Genomic DNA, 12,202 nt, shown 5'->3' with positions numbered 1-12,202 from the left:
AGAAAAATTAACCGAAACGTCCACTGATATACTCCTCAGCTTCTGTGGTTGTAGGAGTATGGAACATTTGTTCTGTAGGGCTGAACTCGACTAATTTACCGCGACGTTTGCCATGCTCATCAATTTCTGTATTGAAGAACGCCGTCCAATCAGCAATCCTTGAAGCTTGTTGCATATTGTGAGTCACCATAATGATGGTGTATTGTTGCTTGAGTTCTAGGCAGAGTTCTTCTACTTGACGGGTAGAAATGGGATCGAGAGCCGAGCAAGGTTCATCCATCAATAATACGTCTGGCTTCATAGCGATCGCGCGTGCAATGCAAAGCCGTTGCTGTTGTCCGCCAGATAAAGCTGTACCCTTTGCTTTGAGCTTGTCTTTAACTTCATCCCAGATGGCAGCACGTTTGAGAGATTCTTCTACTAGTTCATCAAGATTACCGTTATAACCGTTAGAACGCGGCCCAAAGGCAATATTCTCGTATATTGATTTAGGAAAAGGATTCGGTCTTTGAAAAACCATTCCTACTTGTCGGCGCAGTTTTACAGAGTTAATTTTGGAATCGTAAATATTGCGATCGCGGTAAATTAACCTACCTTCTACCTTAGCTCCAGGGATTAAATCATTCATGCGATTAAAGCAACGCAGTAGAGTGCTTTTACCACATCCTGAAGGGCCAATAAAAGCGGTAATTTGTTTTTGAGGAATTCTCAAATAGACATCTAGAAGTGCCAAAAAACCAGCATAATAAACCTTCACACCTTCAACATCGAATACAGCATCATCTTGTTGATTGAGTGTGGAATTTAGTTGATTTCTACTGTTATGATAACTCATCTTAGCTTTTCTCTGAATATATATAAAACCTAGATTTAAACAGTTAATAATTATGCAATTAACTGTTTAATGATAGAAGCGTTGGCGAATATAGATTGCTAAACCATTTAAAGCTAAAACCAAAAGTATTAAAACAATAATTGTTGCAGCAGCAGCATTAGCAAAACCTGGTTCTGGACGAGTAATGTAACTATAAATTTGAATAGGTAATGCCATAAATCTCTGGAACAAACCAGGGTTAAAGGTAAGAAAACCCACAGCACCAACCACAATCAAAGATGCGGCATCACCAATAGCACGAGACACAGAAATAATTACTCCTGTAAAAATACCAGGAATAGCATAGGGTATGACGTGATTACTAAGTGTTTGCCACTTAGTCACACCCAAGCCGTAAGAAGCATATCTGAGGGAATCGGGAACTGCGCGAATTGCTTCTCTTGCTGTCACAATAATAACTGGTAAAGACAACAAAGATAAAGTCAACGCTCCAGAAATCAAAGTAGGGCCAAATCCAAGTAAATAATTGAAAACACCTAAACCCAACAATCCATAGACAATAGAAGGTACTCCCGCTAGATTGCTAATATTAATCTCAATAATTGCTGCCCACCAGGTTTTGGGTGCGTATTCTTCAAGATATAAAGCTGCTCCTACACCAATCGGTACAGTTATCAAAATAACGACAACCCCTAAAAGAACACTGCTGACAATAGCAGGGCGAATACCACCTTGATCGGGAAAACGAGAAGGAGTTTCAGTCAAAAATCCGGGTGTCAAAAATCTGCCTAATCCGTCTCGTAAAACGTCAAAAAGTAATAACGCTAGGACAAATAAACCTATCAATAATCCTAACAAAAAAAGTATCTCAAATATTTTTCCTATTTTTTCTCTCTTATCAACATTGTCAAGAAATTCTACTACGGAATTGTGAGAATCATCTCTTGGATAAATTGTAGCCATGCTTATTTACTCATATTTTTCTTTAAAGCGATTAGAAATCCAGTAACTGATAATATTCAAAATTAGAGTAATCAGAAACAAAACAGCACCTACGGCATATAAAGTCTGAAAATTGAGACTACCACGGGGGCTATCTCCACCAGAAATTTGCGCCATGTAAGCTGTCATCGTTTCTATAGACTCTGCAAAATTAACAGTCAGTTTTGGTTGTTGTCCGGCGGCGATGAGAACAGTCATAGTTTCACCAACAGCGCGAGAAATACCTAAAATAATTGAGGCGATAATTCCAGATAGTGCTGCTGGCAGAACCACTCTAAAAATACTTTCCAGTTTAGTTATTCCTAAAGCGTAAGCTCCTTCTCGTAAAGAACGTGGAACTGAGCGAATCGCGTCTAAACTGATGGAACCAACTGTAGGGGTAATCATGATTCCCATCATTAACCCTGCGCTTAAAGCATTGAAGATTTCCAAGGGAATAATATTTCGCAGCAATGGTGTGACAAACAACAGTGCAAAGTAACCATAGACTACCGTGGGTATTCCTGCCAAAAGTTCCATCGCTGGGCGTAAAATTGCTGCTACTTTTGGTTGGGCATATTCACTTAAATAAATAGCAGAAGATAAACCCAAAGGAATAGCAACTGCCATCGCAATAACTGTAGTCAAAAAAGTGCCATTAATCAAAGGCCAAATGCCAAAATGCTGTTCTGCAAATAAAGGTGTCCACTTAGTATCAAGAAAGAATTGGGCGAACGAAACTTTTTGGAAAAATTCAAATGCCACCTGAAAAATAATCATGACAATCCCAAAGGTTGTCAGCACAGAAACTAAAGCACAACCAAATAAAATTGTCGCCACAATCTTGTCTTGAATATCTTCTGATGGATGTTTCTCTAGTATGTGTCTAGAGTTTTGATGAAAACCATTTTGAGGATTTATGCTCGTCATAATTTTTATAACTTCTGTCCTCTGCCTTCTGCCTTTTAAATAAAGTTTGTAATTGGCTCACCTGGTTTTGCTTTTTTAAATTTTGTACCAGTTTCACCAGCAGCAAATTTTCGTTTGGTTTTGACATAAGCTTCATCTGGTAGTGCTACATAACCAACACTGTCTACCCACTTCCAAGAATTTTCTAGATAAAAATCCACAAATTCTTTTACTGCTGGTTTGTTATCTATGGATTTTTTACTAACATAGATAAACAGAGGACGAGACAATGGTGTATAGATATTCTTTACAACATTATCTATTGGAACTGGTTTTTCACACTTTCCTGTAGGGCCTTTGACCGCAACTAAATTTAGTTTGTCTTGGTTTTGAATGTAGTAAGATATTCCTACATATCCTAAAGCTGATTCTTCACCTGAAACTCCTTGAACAAGAAGATTTTGATTGTGACTAGGAGTGTAATCTGTACGACCATTTTTAGCTTTCTTCGTCACTGCCTGGGTAAAATAATCAAATGTTCCTGTATCAGAAGCAGGAGCATAAAGTTTCAGCGGTTTGTCAGGAAATTTCGGATTAATTTGTTTCCAACTCAAGACTTTGCCATCTGATTTTGCACTCCACATCTTGTCAAGTTCTTTAATAGTCAAACATTTAGCAAAGTTATTTTGACGATTGGCAATAACAGCAATTCCATCTAAGCCTATAGGCAACTCGACAAATTCAATATTCTTGCTTTTACATCTTTCGATTTCTTCATCTCTAATAGTACGAGAAGCGCCAACAATATCAATATCGCCAGCGCAAAACTTACTGATTCCACCACCAGTACCACTGGAAGCAACGCTAACTTTAGCTTCTGGTTTAACCTTCTCGTATTCTTCTGCAACTGCCAGAGAAATAGGAAAACCCACCGCTGCACCATCAATACTCACTTGGCTTTTCTCTTCTTGAGCGCGATCGCACCCAGTAACACCGTAGCCAATAAGCATCAAAAATGTCAGGAAAAACCTACCCTTCAACCGAGTACAAAGGTTCATAGACTCAAATATCTAATTACTTTGAAAACTTCCAAAACAAAATTACATTTATACCCTTCTGCTTCCTGCCCTCTACCTTCTTATATTTTCTTCGCAGTTTGAACTTTGTCAAAAATTGCTCCATCTACAAAAAACTTTTTTTGGATCTGATCCCAACCTCCTAAATCTAGAGAGGTGAATAAGGTTTTGATTGGGGGATATTGTTTTACCACTTCTTGACTAACGGTGGGATTAACAGAACGATATCCTAATTTGGCAAATTCGCGTTGGGCTTCTGTAGAGTAAAGAAAATCAACAAATGCTTGTGCAACTTCTCTCGTGCCGTGCTTATCAACGTATTTATCAACTACAGTTACAGGGTTGTCAATGGAAATATTTACCTGTGGTATTACATAAGGTAGTTTTGCCCCATTCTGTTCTGCCAAGATTACCTCGTTTTCGTAGTTAATTAAGACATCTCCTTGCCCTTTTTGGAAAAATAAATCACTAGCTTCACGGGCATCTTTTGTGAGTACAGGCATATTCTTATAAACTTTGGTAACATAATCTAGCGCTGTCGCTTCCTCACCTCCGGTTTGAGTCACCGATCCCCACATAGCCAAGAATTCCCAGATAGCAATACCAGAAGTTTTCGGATTAGCGGCAATCAGTTTGACGTCATCTTTTGCCAAGTCTTCCCAAGTCTTGATGCCTTTGGGATTGCCTTCGCGGGTTACAATTGCGGCTACGGATCTTGTAACAACACCATTTCTAGGAGCCTTGATTTCCCAATCTGATTTAATCAATCCTGCTTGCTGAATTTTGTTGACATCTAGGGGTAGTGCTAGATGTACTATATCTGCTTCTTGTGAACCTGAAATGACAGCAGTTGTTTGAGTGCCAGAACCTCCATAACTCTGCTCAAAGGTGACGTTCTGATTATGTTGTTTCTTCCACTTTTCCACAAATTTGGGAATGATGCGATCGTGAGCAGCCTTGGTTACTGAGTAGGAAACGAGCCTGAGCTTGACATCAGCCTTGCTAGCTGAACTACTTCCAGAGCAGGCAGCGATCGCTACACTTAAAAAAGTACCTGCTAAAAATAGACATACAAATCTTTGTGCAGAGTTGCCATTCAACAAAACTCTGATTGCTCGTTGATATGAAAGTTGGCTATTACGCAAAGCTTTCATGACATAAGTCTGGAATCCTCCTATTAGGTAAATTCCCAATAGTGTCAAATGTTGCGACTTGCCTATTTCCATTTAATATTTACTCCTTAATTTACGGTATCTTGGTCAAGATACCGTAATCAAGGCTATTATAGAGTAATCGAATAGTAAACAAAATATACCTTTATCTTTTGTTACTTAAAAAGAAATTCATTTTTATATCACTTTTTGATAAATTTTTATGAGATGCAGTTCTATCTAGTTGACTGCACATAGTACCCTATTTATTTCTGTATCATTCACAACTTTTATATCAAATAAACTAGCTCCTGCTAGTACAACAGAAGCTGAATTGGGAAAATTTATATCTGTTAGCGATCGCACTTCCTTATCACTTATTTAGCTCAAGTTTCTAAACTTTTTACAACTTGGCTTTGCTCTCCAATTTGTAGCTCAGATTTTTTACTTTTCTCCATAATTTGTCGATTTAGTTCAAATGGAAGGTAAATTGAATAATGATTGCCATTAGTATCAGTAAGTTTAATTTCATTGAGAGATTGCTGTTGTTGAAGTGTAGGCAATACACTTACTTTCATTTCATTGAGATTTTCTTGTTGCTGTTTAATTAGCGGCATCACACTCGACTTCATTTCATTCAAACACCGCTGCTGTTCTCTGACAATTTGAGTCAGTTGTTGGAGTTGCTGAGAGTGCAAATTATCCATTTTTTCATGGAGCAGTTCAATATTTTGGGCAGCATTTCGATTCACTAGGTGATCGTATTCGTTTTTCTTGCGATCTACATCAGACTGCCGATTCTGGCTCATCAAGACGATAGGAGCAGTGTATGCTGAGGCAAACGAAAATACCAAATTCAGCAAGATGAATGGTGACTCATCCCAATGTGGTACTCCTGGTGCCAAGTTTAAACCTACCCACCCTGCTAGAACACCAGTTTGTCCAATTAAAAAAGCCCAAGAACCCACTTTGGCAGCCATTGAATCAGCAAGACGCTGTCCTAAAGTCACTTTTTCTTCAACTTCTAGTTCTTGCACTTGCGTTGAATGTTGCTGTAAACGAATAGAATTTTTTTGTTCTTTTGCTTCAATGTTTTTTGCCAATTGCTTTCCTGGTTTCATCTTACACCTCTTCTTCAAATCAAGTTTGTAAACTTTTTTTTGCGTTCGATTCATCTTGATTTCAAGATAAAACCAGTCAACTGATAAAAGCAAATATTCTTATTTTTTAAATTAATAAATAAAATTGATTTATGATGAATAAAGAATTAAGAAGAACACAGGAGGCGGCACTTCGGCTCCGCTCACCAACTAACGCTCAGTAATCGGGCAGAAGGAAATTAGGACAAGTCAATAACTTATATTTATTGTTTACCCAAGAAAGAATATTTGGTTTTATGTATTTTTCCGATTCTCATCATTAGTATCAATCGTCTGTTTTCTCAAGAACTAACATTAGGTTTCAGGCGATCGCTACAGCAGTTAATTTTTAATTGTGACTAAATATGCAAAAAACCCTCACTTGGCAATATGCTTTGTGGGGATGGAGTTAGCAATAAAACTGTTATTGTACGCCTTGCCGCTTGTATGCCTGCTTTTAATACCAATTTCCTCTAAGGGTGAAACATATCTTTTTGTAGAGACGTGCCATGGCACGTCTCTACAAGATTTATATGTGTCGTGATTACGATGAATAATTAGTATTAGCTATTAATTTAATTCTTAAAAATCTGATCGAAAAGCGATCGCGTAACTCTAAAGTTAATTGCTATTAGATTTTGATAGAGTTCGTCTAGATTATCTATGGTAATTTTACCCTCCAAATGAAGCTTTCTAATTACAGCTAAAGTTCCTTTTACATTTAGACCCAAACGCATGGCTTCTTTTCGAGCCGCAAAATCATCCAGAAGAATATAATCAGTTTGTAACTCAATACCAAGGGCTATTGCTTCTGCCTCACCTCTACCTAAACGTGTATTCAAACTTTCTGCTAAAGAAATCAATTTAGGAATTTGAACAATGATTGTATCTGTGTTAATTAATACTTGAACTTGCTGACTTGCTTCATCTGTTTTTGCTTTAATCTCTTCACTTACAAACGATGGTAGATAAAATTCATCCTCTGATTCAAGAAATTTTCCTAGAAAACCTAGACGAGATAAAAATATTAGTGGAGATGAATTAAAAACTATTTTCACACAATCTACCAATTTTTTTCAACAGCAACATCTTGTTGAGATAAATAAGAAAACTCTAGTCCTAATAAATCTAGTAACTCTAGAAAAACTTCAGGTTCTATCTCCATAATTTCCGATGCTTTCTTCAAGCTAATCACTCTAGAAAATAAAGCACCCAACACAAATAGAAACTGTTCCTTTTTTTCAATATTATTAAAAATTTGAACCTCTGAGGCAATGCTTTTAAACATTTCTTGGGTATTCATGACTAGTATAGTATCCTCTAGTTACAAACTGTACCATTCACTTTTGGTTCTAGTTGTTACTGATTTTGCTTTTACATAGATAATAATTGCGATCGCACTTAAAAAACAAATATGCAGAAAACCCTCACTCGGCAATATGCTTTGTGAGGGTAGAGTTGCCCCGAAATTTAAATCAGCGATACAAGCGATCGTATTCGCTGCTCACTTTCCAGCCGAACGCTTTTGTTAACCGATTGGAAAGACTGAATTGAGCGGTATAAAAATCCTTTTACAACCAAGGATGACGGGGTGGATTAACGTTATTCAGGAAGTAATTACCCACAGCGTAGTATTTCCAACGCACAGGATCGTGTAATGTATGCGCCCTCGCATTCCGCCAGTGGCGATCATAATTGAACTCTTGTAAGGTAGACTTTGTACCTGCCAATTCAAATAACTTGTTAGTTGCTAGTAGTGATGCTTCAGTCGCCAGTGCTTTAGCCTCAGCAACTGCAATGGAAGCTTCAACCACCTTTTTTTCTTCCAAACCAGAAGCATTTGCCTCATCAATAAATTCACCTGCACGCCGCAGCAGCGCTTCGGCAGCATGAACTTGGATTTGGATGTTACCGAAATTATAGATAGTTAGAGGATCTTCATAACCATGTTCTAAATTACTATCAACCCACGGGCGGGTATGGTTGCGAACGAAGTAGATTGTATCTCGTACAGCAGCTTTGGCAATACCAACGTCCACAGCTGCTTGAATAATCTGGGCTAAAGCACCCATTGGTGTGGCACGCTCAAAAGCTAAGTAATGAGGAATCACGTGTTCTGGTTTGACCTTGACATTCTCTAAAATAGTAGTGCCGCTAGCAGTGGTTCGTTGTCCAAAACTTGTCCAATCATCAAGTAAAGTTAATCCCTCTGCATCCCGTTCTACAAAAGCGATTACCGTTTTACCTTCATCATTAGCAGCAATCACTGGAATCCAGTGAGCTAACAATGCACCAGCAGAGTAGTATTTACGTCCGTTGAGAATATATCCATCACCAGATTTTTCCAAACGCGTTCGTACATCGGTAACAGACTTGGTACCAATTTCCGAAAAGGCATTACCAAACCGCTTACCTTGCAATACCAAATCAAAGAAAAAGTGCTTCTGTTCTGCTGTGCCATCTAGCCGGATAGCTTCTACCATGTACAGGTGATTTTGGGGAATTTGCCCAAGACTGGGATCTGCTTCGGAGATAATTTTGATGACTTCTGCTAGAGTGGCATTGGATACAAAAGCGCCTCCATACTCTTTGGGAACTGTAATACCCCACAAACCACTGGCAGAGAACTTTTTCACCTCTTCATTGGGTAAACGCCGCTCTTGATCGCGCTCAGAATCTCCTTTGGCAAATTCAGCGGCTAATTGGTGAGCAATCGCGATTGCTTCTGCATCACTAGTAATTACATGGGCTTGCTGCTCAGTACTAATTGCAGTTGTCATAATTTTGTCTTCCTGGTTTGTGTATTTTTCGTATGGGAGTAAAGCTCACTCACACAGTTACTAACTCGTCAGATGTACGACGATTAGCTTCTATCTCACGTACCAAAGGAATGACTGTGCGACCGAAAGCAGGTAAGTCATCGCTATAGTGGAGGAAGCCACCGAGAATCAAATCTACTCCTATCTCGTAATATTGGCGAATGCGATCGGCTACCTGTTCAGGTGTGCCAATCAAACCTGTTCTAAAGCCATCGTTGTACTGTACTAGGTCTTCAAAACTAGAATTTGCCCACATTCCTTGCCGTTCACGAGTAGATGCTCCTGCGTGTTTGACTGCCTCTCCAAAGCCTTCAACTGCTTCTTGATCTGCCTTAGCAATAATCTCTCGCAGCACAGCATGAGCTTCGGCTTCCGTATTTCGTACCAAAATAAAAGCATTCAGCCCAAACTTGATTTTACGACCTTGTTGACGCGCCAGAGCAGATACTTCCTGAATCTGTTCCCGTACACCATCAATAGTATTACCATTCATGAAATACCAGTCAGATACACGGGCTGCCATGCGTCGCGCTGCTTTAGAGTTTCCACCTTGGAAAATTTCTGGATGGGGATTTTGATTGACTGGTTTAGGTTTCACCCAACCACCGTTAATGCGATAAAAGTCACCCTTGAAGTGGAATTCACCTTCTGTCCACATCCCTTTCAGCACGCGGATAAATTCCTCTGAACGACGATAGCGTTCATCATGATCTAACCAAGGTTCACCATAAATTGTAAATTCACCTTTGAACCAGCCACTGACGACGTTCAAGCAGAAGCGCCCTTGAGAAATAAAATCTATTGTTGCACCCATCTTGGCAACTACACCTGGATGCCACAATCCAGGATGAACAGCAGCAATCAATTTTAACCGCTCGGTAACTGGCGCTAAAGCTGCTACAGTAGAAAGTGCTTCTAGTTGGTATTCTGCACCATAGCTAGCAATAAACCTAGCTTGAGCCAAAGCGTAGTCAAATCCCACCTGTTCAGCTGTTTGAGCTAGTTGAGCGTTATAATCGAAAGTCCAATCTGTGCGTTGGGGAATCTTACTCACTACCAATCCCCCGCTAACGTTGGGAACCCAGTATGCAAACTTGATATCCATAATTCCACCTCTATGTTGAACTGGGATGATGAAAGCGTAAATATACTAAATTCTTTAATTAAGGTAAGCTGACAAAAAAGCGATCGCTCTTTGTCTGCCCTAATACTCTATAGTCTTCTAATTCAACTGTGGCAAAACGTTTGACTCCTACTCGTGCCATTGCCCTTTGCAGTTCTGCATCTGGTTGCAGTAGCGCTGACTGCATCTGCCCAATCAAAGGTATACCCAAATGCCGTGCTACTACCAATGGTGGCATGGGAGATGGGCCAAGTACTGCTACCACACGCAAATGTTGAGAGAATTCAGGAAAGTCGCGTAATTCTTGTTCCAAAACCACACTGTCAATCGCTGCACAATCTGCCAATCCCTCTACTACCCAACGAATTGAACGTTGATGGGAACCTGATTGTATCGTCTTGCCAAAAAAATTTAAGGGATATTTTTCTTGAATTAATCTTTGACGGAGCAAATTATAACCACTGTTAGATCCAACATCGTTATAGCATAAGGTTTTTCCCGCCAAATCTGCCAATACTCTGATATCACTATCAGCATTGACAATTACATCTGCAAAGTAAATGGGACGGTTGTAATATCGAGATGATTCCATCACAGGGGCAACCAATGTCTGCAATTGATCTGAAACCACCTGACAATAGCGAATTAGCGGTAATCCACAAATAAATACTAAGTCTATTCTGTCTTGCATTAATAACGGATCTTCCAGAGGATCGCATTCTCCTTGGTGTAGCTGTGTTTCCAATCCTAAAACACGACCTAGATAAGCTGTAATGGCTTGATAGAATCCGAACCAATTGGGAGCTAAATAGGATACAGCACGCAGTCTTGGTAATACCATTTTGGATTTTAGATTTTAGATTTTGGATTGAAAATCGCTTTGTACAAATGAATTATGTCAATCTATTTGTCGCACTCCTTATTGTTAAACGAGTGTAAGTATAATCATTCTTGTTCTACAACAGTGTGATGATTGGAAACTTGTGTTACCTTTCGCCCTAACCAATGGATGTATAAAAAGCCCAAGCTAGCAAAGGTCAACAGCATAATCCCAAAAACCGCTGTATATCCTTTAGTGTGCCACCATAATCGCGTGAACAATGCAGCACCTTGTCTTGGTAACTTCCACAATTCATAATCATTAACTCTTTCAGCCTTGTGGATAGTTTGGGCTAATGTCATTTTGATTGCTTCCTCAAACTAAGTACGATAAGTCGATAGACTTTAAGTAGATTATATAACAAATCATCCAGCTTTGTCAAAACAACCTGACTTTGAGATCTAGCTCTTCACATAATTGGGATTCCATTGCAACCAGTAGTTTTCCAATCCTCTGGCGATCACATCCGCTAACTTCCCAAAAATGGCATATAGCAAAATACTTAATACTACGACATCAGTTTGCATAAACTCTCTCGCGTTCATTGCCATATAACCGATACCAGAATCAGCAGCGATAGTTTCGGCGACAATCAGTGTCAGCCACATAATCCCTAAAGAGAAACGCACACCCACTAAAATAGAAGACATTGCTCCAGGGAGAATAATTCGCCAAAACAAACCCCAAGCGTTTAAACCGTAAATTCTTCCCATCTCAATCAATCCTGGATCAACGCTACGAATACCGTGAAAAGTATTTAAATAAATGGGGAACATTACACCTAAAGCGACAAGAAATAATCTCGCTTCATCGCCAATTCCAAACCACAAAATTACTAGAGGAATTAAAGCTAAGTTAGGAATGTTGCGGAGCATCTGAATAGATGTATCTAATAGTTTTTCTGCAATAGGGGAAATGCCATTTATTAGCCCCAAAGCAAATCCAATACCTCCACCAACTAAAAAACCTGTAATTGCTCGTGTAGCACTAATACCAATATTCCTAAAAAGTTCGCCTGTTTTAGCTAATTCAACAGCAGCATTCAAGACACTTAAAGGAGCAGGTAAAATTCTTGTTGGAATTAAGCCAACAAAAGAAAATAACTGCCATAAAATAAGTATAGATATGGGTACAATCCAAGGAATAAGTGACTGAATATGACGATTCTTTAAAAACTTAAATTGGAGTTTATTTTGTTTCATCGTCTGCCTCGAATTAAAATTCCTACGAGAAGAAGAAATTATTTTCATAGGATTATGTAACTTTAGAAATAATTTGTCTGAAGTACT

13 protein-coding genes are annotated in these 12,202 nt (G+C 38.9%); all 13 read right to left on the bottom strand.

Translation table 11 applies throughout. The features are described from left to right. Positions 1-7: 7 nt before the first annotated feature. On the bottom strand, positions 8-835 hold the full coding sequence (pstB, locus tag QUB80_RS25865) for a phosphate ABC transporter ATP-binding protein PstB (RefSeq protein WP_289792347.1): 828 nt from the start codon (positions 833-835) through the stop codon (positions 8-10). A 66-nt stretch (positions 836-901) separates the two neighbouring features. Beyond that, positions 902-1,798 carry a phosphate ABC transporter permease PstA gene (gene pstA / locus QUB80_RS25860; protein WP_289792346.1) on the bottom strand — a complete coding sequence of 299 codons (897 nt, stop codon included), beginning with the start codon at positions 1,796-1,798 and terminating at the stop codon, positions 902-904. 6 nt (positions 1,799-1,804) lie between these two features. Beyond that, a complete protein-coding gene (pstC, locus tag QUB80_RS25855; RefSeq protein ID WP_289792345.1) occupies positions 1,805-2,746 on the bottom strand; it encodes a phosphate ABC transporter permease subunit PstC in 942 nt (313 codons plus the stop codon). A gap of 35 nt (positions 2,747-2,781) precedes the next feature. Beyond that, positions 2,782-3,783: a PstS family phosphate ABC transporter substrate-binding protein gene (locus QUB80_RS25850; protein WP_289792344.1), complete on the bottom strand. Its 1,002-nt coding sequence runs from the start codon at positions 3,781-3,783 to the stop codon at positions 2,782-2,784. Positions 3,784-3,863: 80 nt separating this feature from the next. Continuing rightward, a complete protein-coding gene (locus tag QUB80_RS25845; protein ID WP_289792363.1) occupies positions 3,864-5,021 on the bottom strand; it encodes a sulfate ABC transporter substrate-binding protein in 1,158 nt (385 codons plus the stop codon). Between the two features lie 317 nt (positions 5,022-5,338). Further along, a complete protein-coding gene (locus QUB80_RS25840) occupies positions 5,339-6,073 on the bottom strand; it encodes a DUF1003 domain-containing protein (RefSeq protein ID WP_289792343.1) in 735 nt (244 codons plus the stop codon). 593 nt (positions 6,074-6,666) lie between these two features. Further along, positions 6,667-7,149: a PIN domain-containing protein gene (locus tag QUB80_RS25835; RefSeq protein WP_289792342.1), complete on the bottom strand. Its 483-nt coding sequence runs from the start codon at positions 7,147-7,149 to the stop codon at positions 6,667-6,669. Positions 7,150-7,154: 5 nt separating this feature from the next. After that, entirely contained in the window at positions 7,155-7,394 is a 240-nt protein-coding gene (locus QUB80_RS25830) for a hypothetical protein (protein ID WP_289792341.1), read from the bottom strand. Positions 7,395-7,662: 268 nt separating this feature from the next. Continuing rightward, positions 7,663-8,871 carry an SfnB family sulfur acquisition oxidoreductase gene (locus QUB80_RS25825; protein ID WP_289792340.1) on the bottom strand — a complete coding sequence of 403 codons (1,209 nt, stop codon included), beginning with the start codon at positions 8,869-8,871 and terminating at the stop codon, positions 7,663-7,665. A 49-nt stretch (positions 8,872-8,920) separates the two neighbouring features. After that, complete coding sequence (gene sfnG, locus QUB80_RS25820; RefSeq protein WP_289792339.1) at positions 8,921-10,015, bottom strand: dimethylsulfone monooxygenase SfnG; 1,095 nt, start codon at positions 10,013-10,015, stop codon at positions 8,921-8,923. A 58-nt stretch (positions 10,016-10,073) separates the two neighbouring features. Further along, positions 10,074-10,874, bottom strand: coding sequence for a phosphate/phosphite/phosphonate ABC transporter substrate-binding protein (locus tag QUB80_RS25815; protein WP_289792338.1), 801 nt, complete (start codon positions 10,872-10,874; stop codon positions 10,074-10,076). Between the two features lie 104 nt (positions 10,875-10,978). After that, positions 10,979-11,215 carry a hypothetical protein gene (locus QUB80_RS25810; RefSeq protein WP_289792337.1) on the bottom strand — a complete coding sequence of 79 codons (237 nt, stop codon included), beginning with the start codon at positions 11,213-11,215 and terminating at the stop codon, positions 10,979-10,981. Positions 11,216-11,314: 99 nt separating this feature from the next. Further along, positions 11,315-12,115: an aliphatic sulfonate ABC transporter permease SsuC gene (ssuC, locus tag QUB80_RS25805; protein ID WP_289792336.1), complete on the bottom strand. Its 801-nt coding sequence runs from the start codon at positions 12,113-12,115 to the stop codon at positions 11,315-11,317. Positions 12,116-12,202: the final 87 nt, after the last annotated feature.

The sequence above is a fragment of the Chlorogloeopsis sp. ULAP01 genome (genome assembly GCF_030381805.1).
Taxonomy (GTDB): Bacteria; Cyanobacteriota; Cyanobacteriia; order Cyanobacteriales; family Nostocaceae; genus Chlorogloeopsis.
The sequence above is the reverse complement of the archived record's forward strand: the minus strand, read 5'-3'. Positions and strand labels throughout refer to the sequence as shown.